General features: G+C 58.7%; 16 protein-coding genes. 3 read left to right on the plus strand and 13 right to left on the minus strand.

Features of this window, described 5'->3' with window-relative positions; genetic code table 11:
• Positions 1-50: 50 nt before the first annotated feature.
• From O9X91_RS13325 to O9X91_RS13370, 10 genes are all read right to left on the minus strand, one after another.
• The gene (locus O9X91_RS13325; RefSeq protein WP_063949028.1) at positions 51-299 is read right to left on the minus strand and encodes a GlsB/YeaQ/YmgE family stress response membrane protein; all 249 of its coding nucleotides are present in this window, start codon (positions 297-299) and stop codon (positions 51-53) included.
• A gap of 95 nt (positions 300-394) precedes the next feature.
• Entirely contained in the window at positions 395-1,840 is a 1,446-nt protein-coding gene (gene lpdA / locus O9X91_RS13330) for a dihydrolipoyl dehydrogenase (RefSeq protein WP_269833250.1), read from the minus strand.
• A gap of 57 nt (positions 1,841-1,897) precedes the next feature.
• Positions 1,898-2,542 (minus strand): SGNH/GDSL hydrolase family protein, encoded by a 645-nt coding sequence (locus O9X91_RS13335; RefSeq protein ID WP_269833249.1) that lies wholly within the window; start codon positions 2,540-2,542, stop codon positions 1,898-1,900.
• Between the two features lie 12 nt (positions 2,543-2,554).
• Positions 2,555-3,916 (minus strand): pyruvate dehydrogenase complex dihydrolipoamide acetyltransferase, encoded by a 1,362-nt coding sequence (locus O9X91_RS13340; RefSeq protein WP_269823973.1) that lies wholly within the window; start codon positions 3,914-3,916, stop codon positions 2,555-2,557.
• Between the two features lie 14 nt (positions 3,917-3,930).
• Complete coding sequence (locus tag O9X91_RS13345) at positions 3,931-5,352, minus strand: pyruvate dehydrogenase complex E1 component subunit beta (protein WP_142912185.1); 1,422 nt, start codon at positions 5,350-5,352, stop codon at positions 3,931-3,933.
• Between the two features lie 17 nt (positions 5,353-5,369).
• Positions 5,370-6,413, minus strand: coding sequence for a pyruvate dehydrogenase (acetyl-transferring) E1 component subunit alpha (gene pdhA / locus O9X91_RS13350; protein ID WP_077982350.1), 1,044 nt, complete (start codon positions 6,411-6,413; stop codon positions 5,370-5,372).
• Positions 6,414-6,566: 153 nt separating this feature from the next.
• Positions 6,567-6,884 (minus strand): FtsB family cell division protein, encoded by a 318-nt coding sequence (locus O9X91_RS13355; protein WP_077982351.1) that lies wholly within the window; start codon positions 6,882-6,884, stop codon positions 6,567-6,569.
• A gap of 315 nt (positions 6,885-7,199) precedes the next feature.
• A complete protein-coding gene (gene eno / locus O9X91_RS13360; protein WP_142912184.1) occupies positions 7,200-8,474 on the minus strand; it encodes a phosphopyruvate hydratase in 1,275 nt (424 codons plus the stop codon).
• A 136-nt stretch (positions 8,475-8,610) separates the two neighbouring features.
• Positions 8,611-9,456: a 3-deoxy-8-phosphooctulonate synthase gene (kdsA, locus tag O9X91_RS13365; protein WP_142912183.1), complete on the minus strand. Its 846-nt coding sequence runs from the start codon at positions 9,454-9,456 to the stop codon at positions 8,611-8,613.
• Positions 9,456-10,361: a VOC family protein gene (locus O9X91_RS13370; RefSeq protein WP_269833248.1), complete on the minus strand. Its 906-nt coding sequence runs from the start codon at positions 10,359-10,361 to the stop codon at positions 9,456-9,458. Before O9X91_RS13370 ends, kdsA begins: the two co-directional genes overlap by 1 nt.
• 242 nt (positions 10,362-10,603) lie before the next feature.
• Between O9X91_RS13370 and O9X91_RS13375 the strand changes: the two genes are divergently transcribed.
• Positions 10,604-11,083, plus strand: a complete 480-nt coding sequence (locus tag O9X91_RS13375) for a MarR family winged helix-turn-helix transcriptional regulator (protein WP_137410256.1) — start codon at positions 10,604-10,606, stop codon at positions 11,081-11,083.
• Entirely contained in the window at positions 11,073-11,948 is an 876-nt protein-coding gene (locus O9X91_RS13380; RefSeq protein WP_077982354.1) for an amidohydrolase family protein, read from the plus strand. Before O9X91_RS13375 ends, O9X91_RS13380 begins: the two co-directional genes overlap by 11 nt.
• Positions 11,949-12,230: 282 nt before the next feature.
• On the opposite strand, the gene ligM is transcribed toward O9X91_RS13380, so the two are convergent.
• Complete coding sequence (gene ligM / locus O9X91_RS13385; protein WP_269833247.1) at positions 12,231-13,646, minus strand: vanillate/3-O-methylgallate O-demethylase; 1,416 nt, start codon at positions 13,644-13,646, stop codon at positions 12,231-12,233.
• Positions 13,647-13,801: 155 nt separating this feature from the next.
• Positions 13,802-14,536 (minus strand): GntR family transcriptional regulator, encoded by a 735-nt coding sequence (locus O9X91_RS13390; protein WP_077982356.1) that lies wholly within the window; start codon positions 14,534-14,536, stop codon positions 13,802-13,804.
• 284 nt (positions 14,537-14,820) lie between these two features.
• On the opposite strand from O9X91_RS13390, the gene O9X91_RS13395 reads away from it, so the two are divergent.
• The gene (locus O9X91_RS13395; RefSeq protein WP_269833246.1) at positions 14,821-15,741 is read left to right on the plus strand and encodes a methylenetetrahydrofolate reductase; all 921 of its coding nucleotides are present in this window, start codon (positions 14,821-14,823) and stop codon (positions 15,739-15,741) included.
• A 58-nt stretch (positions 15,742-15,799) separates the two neighbouring features.
• Here O9X91_RS13395 and O9X91_RS13400 read toward each other — a convergent pair whose 3' ends face one another.
• A complete protein-coding gene (locus tag O9X91_RS13400; protein WP_269833245.1) occupies positions 15,800-16,597 on the minus strand; it encodes a crotonase/enoyl-CoA hydratase family protein in 798 nt (265 codons plus the stop codon).
• Positions 16,598-16,722: the final 125 nt, after the last annotated feature.

Genomic DNA, 16,722 nt, shown 5'->3' on the forward strand with positions numbered 1-16,722 from the left:
TTAGAACAATTCCAGAAAAAGCGTAAGCCCCTTCCGGTCACGAAGCCTTGTCAGCGCCGCACGAGCTTTGCCATGAACAGCAACAGGCTTGCACCAAGGAACGACGTCACGAAATAACCGAGCCTGCTATCCTGCACGAAAACATCGAAGGTTCGCAGCACGGCGACAGCGACGACCGAACCGACAATACCAAGCACGATGTTCATGAAAATGCCGAAACGCATGTCCATGAGCTTGCCCGCAAGCCAGCCGGCGAGGCCGCCGATGATGATTGCTGCAATCCAGCCTACACTTTCCATTCCCACGCTCCCTGAAACAACAGCCCGCCTTAAGGCTGCATCGAGACATATGGGACACCCGGCAAGGTTAGACAATGCCGGGCATCACGCGGCACTTATGCGTTGAGCACACGCCCATAGGCGTCGAGCACGCTTTCCTTCATCGACTCCGAAATGGTCGGATGCGGGAAGATGGTGTGCATCAAATCTTCTTCTGTCGTCTCCAGATTCATGGCGACGACGAAGCCCTGGATGAGTTCGGTGACTTCAGCGCCCACCATATGCGCGCCGAGCAGCTCGCCGGTCTTCTTGTCGAAGATGGTCTTGACCATGCCCTGATCTTCGCCGAGCGCGACAGCCTTGCCGTTCGCCGCGAAGGAGAAGCGGCCGACGCGGACATCGCGGCCCTGTTCCTTCGCCTTGGCTTCGGTGAGACCAACCGAGGCAACCTGCGGGTTGCAATAGGTGCAGCCGGGGATCTTCAGCTTGTCCATCGGGTGGACATTCGGCAGACCGGCGATCTTTTCGACGCAGATGACAGCCTCGTGCTCCGCCTTGTGGGCGAGCAGCGGCGGGCCGGCGACGTCGCCGATGGCGTAGATGCCGGGCACATTGGTCTTGCCGTAACCGTCAATGACGATGAAGCCGCGATCGGTCTTGACGCCGGCGGCCTCAAGGCCGATGCCTTCGATATTGGCGACGACGCCAACGGCGGAAATCATCCGGTCGGCGGTGATCTTCTCGGAAGAGCCGTCCTTCTTCTCGAGCGTCGCGGTGACAGAGTTCGCGCCCTTCTCGACTTTGGAAACCTTGGTTTCCAGATGAATTTTCATGCCCTGCTTTTCAAGCTGCTTCTTGGCGAAGGTGGAGATTTCCGCATCTTCAACCGGCATGACCTGACTCATGATTTCAACGACGGTCACGTCGACGCCCATGGTGCGGTAGAAGCTGGCGAACTCGATGCCGATGGCGCCCGAGCCCATGACGAGCAGCGACTTCGGCATTTCTTCCGGCTTCATCGCCTCGAAATAGGTCCAGATCAGCTTGCCATCGGGCTCGATGCCGGGCAGCGCGCGAGGGCGGGCACCTGTGGCGACGATGATGTGCTTGGCGGTATAGGTGCCCTCGCCCAGCGTGTTCTTCGGTACCGGCCCCTGCGGCTGAACCACCGGCTTGGTGGACTTGCCGACGACGATCTCGCCCGGCTTGGTGATCTTGGCTTCACCCCAGATGATATCGACCTTGTTCTTCTTGAACAGGAAACCGACGCCGTTGTTCATGCGAGCGGCAATGCCGCGCGAGCGGGCGACGATTGCCTTCACGTCAGGCTTGATCGAGCCCTCCAGCGTCAGGCCATAATCCTTGGCGTGGCTGGCGGTATGCATGACATCGGCGGTGCGCAGCAGCGCTTTGGTCGGTATGCAGCCCCAGTTGGAGCAGATGCCGGCCAGATGCTCGCGCTCCACGACGGCAACCTTCATGCCGAGCTGGGCTGCGCGGATCGCGGCAATGTAACCGCCCGGTCCCGAACCGATGATGATGACGTCATATGATTGAGCCATTGGAAATCCTGCCTTGTCCTATCGGGTCGGGAGCAGCGCCACGACCGGGAATTGTTCCTAAAGTCCGAGCATCATGCGGACGACGGGCTCCAGCCCTCGCCCGATGGCCCGCGTGTTTTCAGCATCGAGATGGACGCCATCCACCGGCGTCGTCCGGGCCACGGAACCCGCATCGAAGAAGCCGCAATCGAGCTCGTCGGCGAGATCGCGGTAAACGGACGCGAGCATTGCCGATTCATCGATCGCATCGCGAAAGATCGCGCCCATCAAGGGGTTGGCCGTTTCGCAAAGCTGCGGCGGGGCGACGACCAGCACATCAGGCGCCTCCCAATCGGCCACCTGCCAGATGTGGTTGCGCGTGAGTTTCACAAGCCGCTCCACACCCTTCATGGCAACAATCGCCGACCCATGGATCGCCGGCTTCATATCGTTTGTGCCAAGCATGATAATCACGAGATCCAGCGGCGCATGGCTGTGCAACAATGTCGGAAGAATCCGCGCGCCGTTGCGGTCGCAATCGGCCGTCAAATCGTCATAAGCGGTGGTGCGACCGCCTAGACCTTCGTGGATCACATGCACATCAGGACCGAGCGCCTTTTGCAGGACGCTCGGCCAAAGATCGTCATGGCTGTGCCGGCCACCCGTTTCCGCATTTGATCCCCAGGTAAGGGAATCGCCAAAGCAGAGGACCGATTTCACCATCTTACTCTCCGATCAAACCAGCATACCCATCGGGTTTTCGATGTAGCGCTTGAACGCACCGATCAGCTCGGCTCCGAGCGCGCCATCGACGCAGCGGTGGTCGGTGGAAAGCGTGACCGTCATGACATTGGCGATCTTGATCTCGCCGTTCTTCACGACTGCCCGCTGTTCGCCCGCGCCAACCGCCAGAATGGTGGCATGCGGCGGGTTGATGACGGCGGAGAAGCTCTTGACGCCCATCATGCCCATGTTGGACACGGCGGTCGTGCCGCCCTGATACTCCTCGGGCTTCAGCTTGCGCTCCTTGGCGCGCTTGCCGTAGTCCTTCATCTCGTTGGAGATGGTGGAGAGCGACTTCTCTTCCGCCTTGCGGATGATCGGCGTGATCAGGCCGCCCGGAATGGAAACGGCAACGCCGACATCCGAGTGCTTGTGCTTGACCATGGCGCTTTCGGTCCAGGAGACGTTGGCGTCAGGCACGTCACGCAGCGCCAAGGCGAGCGCCTTGATGACCATGTCGTTGACCGACAGCTTGTAGACCGGCTTGCCATCCTTTTCAGGAGCAGCGGCGTTGAGCTGGGCGCGCAGTGCCAGAAGCGTATCCAGTTCGCAATCGACCGAAACGTAGAAATGCGGAACCGTCTGCTTGGATTCGACCAGACGCTTGGCAATGACCTTGCGCATGCCGTCATGCGGCACGAGCTCGTAGGAGCCCTCTTCGAACAGCTTGAGCACCGCTTCGTCCGACTGGCCCTTGGCAAGTGCGGGAGCCGGTGCGCCCGCGGATGCGGCAGCCGCGCCCGGCGCAGCCTTTGCACCGCCGGAAGCGGCAGCCTTTTCCACGTCGGTCTTGACGATGCGGCCATGCGGGCCGGAACCGGAGACGGCCGAAAGGTCCAGACCCGCTTCCTTGGCGAGACGGCGTGCAAGCGGCGACGCGAAGATGCGCTCGCCGGACTTGGAAACCGGGGCCGGGGTGGAAGGTGCCGCTGCCTGATCGGCCGCCGGCTTTTCAGCCTTGGCCGGCGCAGCTTCTTCCTTCGGCGCTTCGGCCTTGGCAGCTTCCTGCTTCGGAACTTCCGCCTTGGCAGGCGCGGCATCGCCGCCCTTTGCCGCCTCGGCCACATCCTCGCCATCAGCGGCGAGGATTGCAATGAGGGCATTGACCTTGACGGCTTCGGTGCCGGCCGGAACGACCAGCTTGGCAACGGTGCCCTCGTCGACAGCTTCCACTTCCATGGTTGCCTTGTCGGTCTCGATCTCGGCGATCACGTCACCGGGTGCGACCTTGTCGCCTTCCTTGACCAGCCACTTGGCCAGATTGCCCTCTTCCATCGTCGGAGAAAGGGCAGGCATGGTGATGTTTATCGGCATCGAAACGCCTCCCCTTACTTGTAGCAGACGGTTTTGACGGCCTGAACGACTTCATCGACGTTCGGCAGAGCCAGCTTTTCGAGGTTTGCCGCGTAAGGCATCGGAACATCCTTGCCGGCGATCGTCAGGATCGGCGCATCGAGATAATCGAAAGCGGCGCGCATGACCTGGTTGGCGATGAAGTCACCGACCGATGACTGCGGGAAACCTTCCTCGACCGTGACCAGGCGACCGGTCTTCTTGACCGATTCGATGACGGTGGGCAGGTCCATCGGGCGGATGGTGCGCAGGTCGATCAGTTCGACATCGATGCCGAGCTTTTCGAGTTCCGCAACCGCCTTGATGGCATAGGTCATGCCGATGCCGAAGGAAACGATGGTCGCATCCTTGCCCTTGCGGTGAATACGCGCCTTGCCGATCGGCAGCACGAAATCATCGAGCTTCGGCACTTCGAAGCTCTGACCGTAGAGAATTTCATTCTCAAGGAAAATGACCGGGTTCGGATCTCGGATAGCTGCCTTCAGGAGACCCTTGGCGTCGGCTGCCGTGTAAGGCATGACGACCTTAAGACCCGGAATATGGCTGTACCATGCGGCGTAACATTGCGAGTGCTGCGCGCCAACGCGGGCAGCAGCACCGGACGGACCACGGAATACCATCGGCGCGCCCATCTGGCCGCCCGACATATAAAGCGTCTTCGCAGCCGAGTTGACGATCTGGTCGATCGCCTGCATGGCGAAGTTGAAGGTCATGAATTCGACGATGGGGCGCAGCCCTGTCATCGCAGCGCCGACACCGATACCGGCAAAACCGTGCTCGGTGATCGGGGTGTCGATGACGCGGCGCTCGCCGAATTCCTGCAACAAGCCTTGGGTAATCTTGTAGGCACCCTGATATTCGGCGACTTCTTCACCCATGACGAAGACTTTTTCGTCAGCGCGCATTTCTTCGGCCATGGCGTCGCGCAGCGCTTCGCGCACGGTCGTCATCACCATTTCCGTACCGGCAGGAATATCCGGATCGGCAGCGACCTCGATCTTCGGGGCTGCCGGAACCTTGGCGGCTTCCTTGGCAGCGCTCGGCTCTTCGGCCGCTTCGCGGGTCTTGCCGCCAGCGGCATCAGACCCGGAATTTGCAGCTTCAGCCTTCGGCTCTTCCTTCTTGGCAGAGGAAGAGATGTCGTCGGCGCTTTCGCCTTCCTGGATCAGAACGGCGATCGGCGTATTGACCTTGACGCCTTCGGTGCCGGCATCGATCAGCAGCTTGCCGATAACGCCTTCATCGACGGCTTCCACTTCCATGGTCGCCTTATCGGTCTCGATTTCGGCAATCACGTCGCCGGAGGTGACCTTGTCGCCTTCCTTTTTAAGCCACTTGGAAAGCGTGCCTTCCTCCATGGTCGGGGAAAGGGCAGGCATAAGAATTTCTACAGGCATGGGTTTCCCTTTCCCGATCAGAGCAGAATGTCGGTGTAGAGCTCGGATACATCCGGCTCGGGGTCGTTCTGGGCGAAGTCGGCGCTGTCGGCAACGATATCACGGACATCCTTGTCGATGGCCTTCAATTCGTCTTCGCTTGCCCAGCCCTGCTCCAGAAGCCGTGCCTTGACCTGCTCGATCGGGTCATGTTCGGAGCGCATCTTCTGCACTTCATCCTTGGAACGATATTTCGCCGGGTCGGACATGGAGTGACCACGGTAACGGTAGGTCAGCATTTCCAGAATGATCGGGCCCTTGCCGGAACGGCAATGTTCCAGCGCCTGATCGGCGGCGGCCTTGACGGCACGCACATCCATGCCATCCACCTGAACGCCGGGAATGCCGAAGGACTGGCCACGCAGCGAATAGTTCGACTGGGCGGTAGCGCGGGCGGTCGAGGTGCCCATGGCGTAACGGTTGTTCTCGACGATATAGATGATCGGCAGTTTCCAGAGGGCAGCCATGTTGAAGCTCTCGTAGACCTGACCCTGGTTGGCCGCACCGTCACCGAAATAGGTCACGGAGACGTTGTCGTTGCCGCGATATTTGTTGGCGAATGCGAGACCGGTTCCAAGCGAAACCTGCGCACCAACGATGCCATGGCCGCCGTAAAAATGCTTCTCCTTGGAGAACATGTGCATCGAGCCGCCCTTGCCCTTCGACAGGCCGCCGCGACGGCCGGTCAATTCGGCCATGACGCCACGTGCGCTCATGCCCAGAGCCAGCATGTGGCCGTGGTCACGATAAGCGGTGATGACCTGATCGCCTTCCTTCTGCGACATCTGCATGCCGACGACAACGGCTTCCTGGCCGATGTAGAGGTGACAGAAACCACCGATAAAGCCCATGCCGTAGAGCTGGCCGGCCTTTTCCTCGAAGCGGCGGATGAGCAGCATTTCACGGTAGGCGTGAAGTTCGTCTTCCTTGGAGAAGTCGGGGCTGTTCTTGCCGGTGAATTCGGTTGCAGCCTTTGCCGTGGTCTTGCGGCCGGATACGGTCGCTGGTTTTCGCGGCGCCATTCATCCCTCCCTGAGTTGCCATTTGAATGGATAGAGTGGCGCGTACCATATGCAAGAAAATGCCATGCAGCAATGCTTTAAACGCATGGCACATATTCACGCTAAGATGCTGTGAATAAATCACAAATGTTAAATTAACTCGATTTCGGTTAATCAGAAATATGCGTTCATGATGACGATTTCGTCCGTTCGGGACATATTCAGCTGGTAACGCGAAATCTCGTCGATCATATCCCGCTCCAGCGAACCGTCACTCAGCAATTCCACCTGCCGCTCCAGTGCCACACGCGCCTGCGTAAGCTTTTGAAGCTCGGCAGTACGAGTAATACGCTGCCGCTCCAGCCGCTCCGTCGCCTGCAGGCCGAAATCACCGTGGATGGAATGATATCCGAAGTAGGAAAGAAAAGCGATCGTGATGGCCGGAACGATCAAACGGCCGAATCGTCTCTTTTTATGATGTCTGGTCCACATGCCGGAGAGAAGCCTTAAAACGCATAACGTGAGTCTCAAGACTAAAGCGGATTGTTTAACTATCCGTTGACCTTAAATTCCAATCGGCGCATCGGCATGAAAAAGCCCGCCGGAAGGCAGGCTTAAGAGGGAGATGAGACCGTCAAACTCTCCTTCGTCATGCTCGGGCCTGTCCCGAGCATCTGCAACGTATCGAATTGACGAGACGTTGGCAGATCCTCGGCACAAGGCCGAGGATGACGCGGAATGTGTTGCTCTAGGCCTGATACCAATCCCGTCGCGGGCAGTAACCACCTCCCTCAAAATGAGGGCGAATTATCCGCGCAGGATCGAACGACCGGCGTAAGCAGCCTGCGGGCCCAGCATTTCCTCGATGCGGATCAGCTGGTTGTACTTTGCGAGCCGGTCGGAACGGGCAAGCGAGCCGGTCTTGATCTGACCGCAATTGGTGGCGACCGCGAGATCGGCGATGGTGGAATCTTCGGTTTCGCCCGAACGGTGCGACATGACGGCGGTGTAACCGGCTTTGTGTGCGGTTTCGACCGCATCCAGCGTCTCGGAGAGCGAACCGATCTGGTTGACCTTGACGAGGATGGAGTTTGCAACGCCCATCTTGATACCGTCACGAAGACGCGCAGAGTTGGTGACGAAGAGATCGTCGCCGACGAGCTGGCACTTGTTGCCGATGAGATCGGTCAGCGTCTTCCAGCCTTCCCAATCGTCTTCGGCCATGCCGTCTTCAATGGAAATGATCGGATATTTGGCGACGAGTTCCGCCAGATATTCCGCCATAGCGCCCGGCTCCAGAGTGCGGCCCTCACCTTCGAGAACGTATTTTCCGTCCTTGAAGAATTCGGTCGAGGCACAGTCAAGACCGACGAACATGTCGTCGCCCGGACGGTAACCGGCCTTTTCGATCGACTTCATGATGAAATCGAGTGCTGCCGGCGCGCTTTCGAGACCCGGTGCAAAACCGCCTTCGTCGCCGACATTGGTGTTGTGGCCCTGTGCGGACAATTCTTTTTTCAGCGTATGGAAGACTTCGGAGCCCATGCGCACGGCTTCGCGAATGTTTTCTGCGCCGACCGGCAGGATCATGAATTCCTGGAAGTCGATGGGGTTATCGGCATGCGCGCCGCCGTTGATGATGTTCATCATCGGAACCGGCAGCAGATGCGCGTTCGGGCCGCCGACATAACGGTAGAGCGGCAGGCCGGAAGCTTCAGCGGCAGCCTTGGCGACGGCGAGCGACACGCCGAGGATGGCGTTGGCGCCGATGCGCGACTTGTTCGGCGTGCCGTCAAGCGCGATCATCATCTGATCGATCTGGATCTGGTTCTCAGCATCGAAGCCGCCGATGGCGTCGAAGATTTCCGTGTTGACGGCTTCAACAGCCTTTTCCACGCCCTTGCCGAGATAACGCTTGCCGCCATCGCGCAGCTCAACCGCCTCATGCGCGCCGGTGGAGGCGCCGGAAGGAACGGCCGCACGGCCCATGGAGCCGTCTTCGAGGTAAACATCGACTTCGACGGTCGGGTTGCCGCGGCTGTCGAGAATTTCGCGCGCGATGATATCGGTAATGGCAGTCATGGTCTCTCCCTTGGGAATGGAACAGATATTTTCCGTCGCCTGTCTTAGACGATGACGAAGAAATTACAATGACGGCGGGCGGCAGAAACGGAGCGCCCGCCATTAAAATCGATTGGCACAAACCAAACGCACAATCTCAGGCTTTGGTGATGGCGTCGAAGGCGAGGAGCTTTTCAAGCAGTTTCGGCATGTCCTTCAGATGCACCATGTTGGGGCCGTCGGACGGCGCGTTGTCCGGGTCCTCATGGGTTTCGATGAAGAGGCCTGCTACGCCGACAGCAACCGCCGCCCGCGCCAAAGTCTCGACGAATTCGCGTTGGCCGCCCGTGGAGCCGCCCTGCCCGCCCGGCTGCTGCACCGAATGGGTTGCATCAAAGATGACAGGTGCACCGAGCGAAGCCATGATCGGCAGCGAGCGCATGTCGGAAACCAGCGTGTTGTAACCGAAGGACGCGCCGCGCTCGCACAACATCACATTCGGGTTGCCGCTTTCATTCAGCTTGGCCAGCACGTTCTTCATGTCCCAAGGGGCAAGGAACTGACCTTTCTTGACATTGATGACGCGGCCGGTCTTGGCGGCAGCGACGAGAAGATCGGTCTGGCGGCTGAGGAAGGCCGGGATCTGCAGCACATCCACCACTTCGGAAACGATGGCGCATTGCTCTTCCGTGTGGATATCGGTCAGAACGGGAAAACCGAACTCCTGCTTAAGATCGGCGAAAACCTGCATCGCGCTATCGAGGCCGATGCCGCGTTTGCCGGAGAGCGAGGTGCGGTTCGCCTTGTCGAAGGAGGACTTGTAGACAAGGCCTATACCCAGCTTATCGCAGAGTTCCTTGAGTACACCGGCGATCATGAAGGCATGGTCGCGGCTTTCCATCTGGCAGGGGCCGGCAATCAGCGAAAAACGCTCGCTGTTGCAGAAGGAGACCTTGCTGTCGCCGTCGCCGGCGGTGACTTTGAGATTGTTCGTAACGCTCATCATTTTTCCTCGAAGGCGAAGGCAACGCCCTGACCCGGTGCTACGGGCGCCACCAGACGACCGCCCGCTTCCATGCTGGAAACGCCATTAGCAGCAAGCACCGCCGCTGTCACGGCAAGATCGCGAACGGAAAAGACGATGCCCGCGGCGCGCAATCCGCCTGCGCTTTGGCTGGACGCATCTATGGATGCGTCGCCGAAGGCAGGTTTTTCCGTCAATCTTATTGCGGCATTTGCCGTCGCAAACGTTCTGTCGCCGCTGGAGGACAAGGTGGATGAAAAACCAAACACCGCCTCGGCCAGCGCCCCTGCCCTCGCATCCGCGCCTGGGATCAGGGTGATTTCTGAAAGCCCTGTGACGCCGTTGGCATGGCGCTCCAACGCTGACCGGTCACCCGGCAGGGCCTTGATCCGCTGGCAACTGAACATAAAAAAATCCGCAGCAGATCCGCTTGCCGCAAACGCCAATCGAAACGAGGCTTCGCTTTTCGATCCGTCGGGCATCTGCACGGGTCGCGAAAATTCGAAAATATCGCCGGCGGATAAGTTTGCGGAGATAAACCGCTGATGATCGGCAAAGGCGTCTTTCGTTCCAGCGACAAGGGCGGAGAAACCTTCTCCGTGGCTTGCCCTGAAGTCGCGATCCCGGCGGGTGAATACATCGCCATTCCTCACGGAATCACGATACTTAGCCGGATCATGAACAGCAAGCGGTTCAAGATAGGTACCGTCCGCGAAGAAGACGCACGCATTCATCGTGCCGAACGGATGGATCGCCTGAGGCGCAACTGTGAAACCGAGGTTTGCCAGGCGCGCCGTGGCGACATCAATGTGGGCAACGGGCAGGACAAGATGATCGACGGGATAAGGGTTCAACTGAACGGCCTCCGCAGGTGGGAAATCCATCGGGCCAGAAAAGCACGGCGAGGATGAAGAGGCAAATGGTCGGCTCGGAACAATAGACGTTATCTCGAACTCCTTCCATGTGTGCATCAGGCATAATTGTTGACTTGTAAACAATCTATATATAGATTTTATCGTCGACTTACTGGGTTTGAAGAGGCTTTATGTGGGGGATATGATGCGGGCGGCCGTGCTCCACTTGAGAGAAACGGTTTACCTCTGGCAAAGCATGAAACGGGAATAACATGGATCAACTCCCCCGCAGGGCGACTGACGTCAATATCGACCGGCTGGAGACGGCGCTTGGTTTCCTCATCCGCCTCGCCCAGCTCAAGACCTATGACGATTTCTTCACGGCGCTCGGGGATTCGGGCATGCGGCCGGGGGAATTCTCCGTGCTTTTCGTCATCATGCATAACCCCGGCATTCGTCAGACGGCGCTCGGCCAGCGACTGATGATCAAGCGCGCGCACATGACCAAACTGATCCGTGCTTTCGAAGACAGGGGCCTGGTAACCCGCCGTGTTCCCGATGACGATCGCCGGGCCATCGAACTGACGCTTTCGGCGGAAGGCGTGGCGCATGTGCGCAAGGAGAGCGAGTGGTTCTTTTCGCACGAGGCGACGCTCGGCGCGGGCCTGACCACGGCCGAGCGCGATCAGTTCATCGCCCTGCTACATAAATTTCTGGGCATGAACTTGGGAGAAACAGGCCGTGAATATTGATGAACTCGTCGCCATAGATGTGCATACTCATGCCGAGGAGCCGTGCTGCGGCCCCCGCGACGACGGTTATGATGAATTTCAGGCGGGTATGGCGAAATATTTCAAGAACCCCGCCGGCCACAAGGGCATGTTGCCGACCGTGCAGGAAACAGCCGCCTATTATCGCGAGCGTAAAATCGGCTGCGTGATTTTTCCGGTCGATGCGGAACGGGAAACAGGTTTTCGCCGATATGAAAATGAAGAGGTGGCGAAGATCGCTGCCGACAACAGCGACATCATGATCCCTTTCGCGTCGATCGACCCCGCCAAGGGAAAGGCCGGAGCGCGCGAAGCGAGGCGTCTGGTGCGTGACTTCGGGGTGAAAGGCTTCAAGTTTCACCCGACGATGCAGGGCTTTTACCCCAACGACCGCATGGCCTACCCGCTTTATGAAGCCATCGCCGAGGAAGGCGCAATCACGCTTTTCCATACCGGGCAGACGGGAGTCGGCGCGGGCTTACGCGGCGGCATGGCAATGCGGCTGAAGTTTTCAAATCCCATCCATCTCGATGACGTCGCGGTCGATTTCCCCGACATGCCGATCATTCTCGCACACCCCTCCTTCCCCTGGCAGGAAGAAGCGCTCTCCGTCGCCACCCATAAGCCGAATGTCTACATCGACATGTCGGGCTGGTCGCCAAAGTATTTCCCGCCGATCCTGGTGCAATATGCCAATTCGCTGCTGAAACATAAGATGCTGTTCGGATCGGACTGGCCGGCGATGACGCCGGAGCGCTGGCTCAACGATTTCGCCAATATTCCGATAAAAGACGAGGTTCGTCCGCTGATCCTCAAGGAAAACGCAAAAAGGCTGCTGAAGCTCTAGACCTTAAGGACTACTGTCATTTTATGGGCCTCGGTTTTGAACCGGGGCTATCGTTTGCACGAATAAGCGCTCGGAAGGCGTCGGCAATCATCGCCAAAAGACAAAGGCCCACCGTTTCCGGCAGGCCTTCTTCATGAGCTCAAGCGTTTCCAACGAAAAAACTGGAAGCCTCACGGCTCCATCTCTTTGTCCGCGTCCTCGGGCTGCAAAAGCCACTGACGCGCGTTTACCGGCCCTTCGCCGGGTCCCGCCGCGTCATCTGCACGGCGCAACCCGAACCTGTCAGGACGCTTTTTTGGTACGCCAGCTGTCCGCGTAATTGTCACGTGCTTCGGCCGCATAAGGCGTCGGCGAGACGCGGACACGGATTTCTTTCTGCTTGTGGCGCTCCGTCGAGGTCTTGCCAGAACCGCCGTTCGGCTCTCCCCATACAAGGGTGAGAACGTCGCCGACCTGAATATCGTTATCGACGATACCAAGCGAGAGCATGCAGCGCTCATTATACGAGTAGCCGGTGAACATCGACATGCCGACCTGCTTGCCCCCCTTCAAGATGATATCTGCTCCGGTCGAAGCGTAATTGGCCTGCGGGAAGTCGATCCATTTGTAATGGTCTTCGCCCGGACGGAACGCGGATGCGATGACATCCACCACATCTTCGGCGTTCCACTCGAAGGTGACCTTCTTTCGCTGCGTCTTACCTTTCATGACCTCCAGCGCCGACTTGCCGATGAAGTCGTCTTTTTTCCAACCAATATAGAAGTCGTAACCCAGCTCGAACGGGTTAACGTAATAATCCTCGATATTATCGGAAACGAAGCTGCCGCCGATCGCACCCGTCGCCTCATAGCTGTCGGCGCCCAGCCAGTCGCGATAGTCCTTCAACATGCCGTCGCCGGTGTAGATGCCCGGCAGTGGCGACGGGATCCAGCCCGATTCAAGCGTGTTGGTGGAATAGGCGCGGCTGCCGCAACGCACGAGATTGACGCCGGCTTCGTTGGCCGCGGCCAGAATGCAGGAGAGGATGTAGCTCTTGTCCTCATAGGGTCCCCAGACCTCGAGGCCTGGCGCGCCAGACATGCCGTGGCGCAACGCCTGCACCTTCTTGGAGCCGATATTGATCCAGTCGACGTGGAAGAACTTGATGTCCGGGATAGGGCCGCGGTTCAATTTCTCGAAAACTTTCGGCGCATCGGGGCCCTGTATCTGATAGCGGTAATGGGTGCGCAGCACGCGCTCGCCTTCCGGCCGCGACGGGGACCTAGGATCGTGTTTGATGCGAACGTTCCACTTGCCATAGGCCGCGCAGAACATCAGCCAGCTGGAGGTCGGCGCACGGCCAACGAGAATGAACTTATCCTGGCGCTCACGGAAAATGATGTGGTCGCCGATGACGTGGCCATCAGGCGTGACCGGCACGAAGTGCTTGGCGCGATTGAGATCGAAATTCGAGAAAGAGTTGATGCCGTGATGGGCGAGAAATTTTTCGGCGTCGGGGCCTTCGACGATCAGCTCATCCATATGATGGGACTGGTCAAACAGGACCGCGCCATCGCGCCAGGCAGCCTGCTCGGAGCGCCAGTTGCTGAACTCTCCGGCAACGACAGGGTATACATACATGCCAATTTTTGAGTTTCGAAGCATTTCAACCGGGTTCGAATATTGCTTCAAAACCTCGGTCAGACTGGAATTCGCCATTCTAATCTCCTCCCTGGAAATCACGCCGATGTATACATGAAACGCCGGGCATTGATAAATTGCAAGCGGAAAATTTCGTCCTTTACGAGCGCATCGGCAAAAATAAAGGCGGCTCCGCAAGGGGCCGCCCTCATAATTCCCGCGCTCTCCGGGGCTTAGTCGCTGATCAGCGCCAGACCCGGCATCTGCGCGATCAATTCAGGCGCTTCGCGGATCATGTATTCAAGATTGGTGCGCGCTGTGCGGGAATGCTCCCGCGCGATCGCCTCCGCACGTGCGCCCTCCCGCGCAGCAATGGCCGCCACGATTGCCTTGTGCTGCTCCTGCGCACCCCTTAGCGAACGGCGAAACGCGCCGATATTCGCCTTGTCGGGGAGAAAAGCGGAGGGGGAAGCAAAAGGCAGCGAACTTGCCCGTTCCACCTCACGGCGAATCATCTCGCTGCCGCAGAGCGCCGCAAGCTGATGGTGAAACACCTGATTGAGCGCGGAATAGCGATCGAAATCGACGTCATCGACACGGTCGCCGAAGCACAGATCCAGCTCGCGTATCGTGTGGCCAATCTCCTCAAGTGCCCCCCTGGAGGCGCCACGTTCCGCAGCCAGCCGGGCCGCCGTGCCCTCCATAACACCTCGAATTTCAATGGCATCCACGACGTCCGCAAAACCGAACCGACGCACGACAAACCCGCCGCCCGGCAGACGGTTGAGCAACCCTTCCTCCGTCAGGCGTGAAAGCGCTTCGCGTACGGGCGTGCGGGAAATATCCAGAAGTTCGGCGGTCGGCACCTCAAAGAGCCGCATACCTCCTGGAAGCTCGCCACTCAGGATCTTCTCCCTGAGTTCGATCACCGCCCGACCGCCATGTGTTGCCGCATCGCCCTGCTTCATGCCACCCCTCCAACCTGCCGCCATCGCGTCGCAGCACCTGTTCTGCGATGTATACACCGCCTCCCGATCGTTGCGAGACACAATCTTCGCCATGGGTCTCAATCAAACAGGACAGCACAAGGTTTTCATTAAGCGATTGGAATCCCGCTACAGACCCGATAAGTGTATTCATTTACAATAATCAACGAAGCGGAGAAGATCAATATTTTGGGTATTTGGCAAATTTTCGATTGAAACAGCAAACCTCATGTATACATAATCAGACCTCGCTAAGGGAGAAAGCGATGGGATGGTCAAGTTTCTGGGAGAATCAGGCTTCGGTGGAACACACGGTTACGGCCGGCGACATAGTGAGCGGCTGGTCAATCGAGGTCATGCCACGCACGGCTGCAAAGATCGGCAACTTCAGAGATATTCTGCCTGAGGGAACGCTGGTTTATATCGCCCACATAGAGGGCACGCCGATTGCCGACATGATATCGACCGCAAAACGCCTGCACCATGAAGGCTTTCCGGTCATGCCGCACATTCCGACCCGGGGCATCGGGGGGAAAAGCGATCTGGAGGAATGGCTGAAGCGCTATCGGGGCGAGGCCGGCGTGACGCAGGCCCTGCTGCTCGGCGGCGGCCAGAAAGAAGCGATCGGAAGCTTCTCGAGCTCGATCGACATGATCGAAACCGGCCTTTTTGACGAGATGGGCTTCACGCACCTTCATCTGGCCGGTCATCCCGAGGGCAATCGCGACATCGATCCCGACGGCTCATCCCGCGCTGTCGATCAAGCCCTGCTGTGGAAGCAGAATTTTGCCGACCGAACAGACGCCCGGCTCGCTTTGACCACGCAGTTCGCCTTCGATGCCGATGTCGTCACGGAATGGGCGACGCGGATCCGCGCGATGGGCGTCACGATCCCGATCCATGTCGGCGTTGCCGGCCCGACCAAGCTGCAGACGTTGATCAAATTCGCCGTCGCCTGCGGTGTTGGGCCGTCCCTGAAGGTGCTGCAGAAGCGAGCGCTCGATCTTTCGAGGCTTTTCGTTCCCTATGAGCCGACCGATGTCATCGCGGGGCTCGTTGCCCATAAGGCGGCTCATCCGGACAGCCTGATCGAGCAGGTTCATATCTTCCCGCTGGGTGGCATTACACCTGCCGCTGAGTGGATGAAGAAGCATACATCATCAAGGACTTTCGCCCATGTCGCCTGAGAAAACATCTCTTCAGGCGACATTGCCCTGTTGCGACGTGATCGCCCTTTCGAACAGATCAGGCCGTCGCATCCGGCGCTTTCAGCCTCGTAGCACGCTTTTCAAGGAAGGCGCGCAGGCGCTCCTCGGCTTCGGGGCTGGCTGCCGTGAAAGAGGAAATGAAGGATTCCACGAACAATCCGTCTTCCTTGGCCATATCCTGGATACGGGGAAGCGCATTGATTACCGCATAGTTCGACAGCGGCGCATTGGACGCGGCCGCGGTGGCCAGCTGGTGCGCCCTGACTAATGCCTCACCGCGCGGCACCACATATTGCACGAGGTTCCATCGCTCGGCTTCGACAGGCGAGGCAACGCGGCCCGTCAGCATTATGTCGCTCATGCGGGCAACGCCCATCAGTCGGGCGATGCGCACCGACCCGCCGCCTCCGACGAAAATGCCGCGCTGCCCCTCTGGAAGGGCAAAAAAGGCGCTCTCATCGGCAACGCGCAGATGGGTGGAGGCCGCAAGCTCCAGTCCGCCGCCGACCACGGCGCCGTGCAGCGCCGACACCCAGGGAATGGTGCCATGTTCGATCTGCGAGAAGACGGCATGCCAGCGGCGCGAGCCGCGCACACCTTCAATCGGCGTCTTGGAAATATGCTCGCCAAGATCGAGCCCGGCGCAAAAATGATCGCCATGCCCGAAGATAACGGCAGCGCGCGCTTCATTTTCCGCCCTCGCCGCGGCACCGGCAATGGCTTCAACGAAACGGTCGCTGATGGCGTTGCGTTTTTGCGGCCGGTTCAGCCCCACAATGGCGATGTCGCCGCGCAATTCATAGGTGACGAATTCGTTTGTCGTTTTTTCGCTCATGGCGACGTCTCCGATAGTCCAGGCAAATGTACAATTAACTTTCCGCATTTTGTTTACAAGGATATTATTTTCTTGTAATCATTTTTTTGACAAAAGATTATTTGCATGGTCGCGTGAATGACGTC

It is taken from the genome of Agrobacterium salinitolerans (assembly GCF_027498475.1).
In the GTDB taxonomy this organism is placed as follows: Bacteria; Pseudomonadota; Alphaproteobacteria; order Rhizobiales; family Rhizobiaceae; genus Agrobacterium; species Agrobacterium salinitolerans.

Bases quoted from the DNA above. Each gene is read 5' to 3' on its own strand.
- O9X91_RS13325 (WP_063949028.1), bottom strand. From the start codon at position 299: ATGGAAAGTGTAGGCTGGATTGCAGCAATCATCATCGGCGGCCTCGCC.
- lpdA (WP_269833250.1), bottom strand. From the start codon at position 1,840: ATGGCTCAATCATATGACGTCATCATCATCGGTTCGGGACCGGGCGGT.
- O9X91_RS13335 (WP_269833249.1), bottom strand. From the start codon at position 2,542: ATGGTGAAATCGGTCCTCTGCTTTGGCGATTCCCTTACCTGGGGATCA.
- O9X91_RS13340 (WP_269823973.1), bottom strand. From the start codon at position 3,916: ATGCCGATAAACATCACCATGCCTGCCCTTTCTCCGACGATGGAAGAG.
- O9X91_RS13345 (WP_142912185.1), bottom strand. From the start codon at position 5,352: ATGCCTGTAGAAATTCTTATGCCTGCCCTTTCCCCGACCATGGAGGAA.
- pdhA (WP_077982350.1), bottom strand. From the start codon at position 6,413: ATGGCGCCGCGAAAACCAGCGACCGTATCCGGCCGCAAGACCACGGCA.
- O9X91_RS13355 (WP_077982351.1), bottom strand. From the start codon at position 6,884: ATGTGGACCAGACATCATAAAAAGAGACGATTCGGCCGTTTGATCGTT.
- eno (WP_142912184.1), bottom strand. From the start codon at position 8,474: ATGACTGCCATTACCGATATCATCGCGCGCGAAATTCTCGACAGCCGC.
- kdsA (WP_142912183.1), bottom strand. From the start codon at position 9,456: ATGAGCGTTACGAACAATCTCAAAGTCACCGCCGGCGACGGCGACAGC.
- O9X91_RS13370 (WP_269833248.1), bottom strand. From the start codon at position 10,361: ATGGATTTCCCACCTGCGGAGGCCGTTCAGTTGAACCCTTATCCCGTC.
- O9X91_RS13375 (WP_137410256.1), top strand. From the start codon at position 10,604: ATGGATCAACTCCCCCGCAGGGCGACTGACGTCAATATCGACCGGCTG.
- ligM (WP_269833247.1), bottom strand. From the start codon at position 13,646: ATGGCGAATTCCAGTCTGACCGAGGTTTTGAAGCAATATTCGAACCCG.
- O9X91_RS13390 (WP_077982356.1), bottom strand. From the start codon at position 14,536: ATGAAGCAGGGCGATGCGGCAACACATGGCGGTCGGGCGGTGATCGAA.
- O9X91_RS13395 (WP_269833246.1), top strand. From the start codon at position 14,821: ATGGGATGGTCAAGTTTCTGGGAGAATCAGGCTTCGGTGGAACACACG.
- O9X91_RS13400 (WP_269833245.1), bottom strand. From the start codon at position 16,597: ATGAGCGAAAAAACGACAAACGAATTCGTCACCTATGAATTGCGCGGC.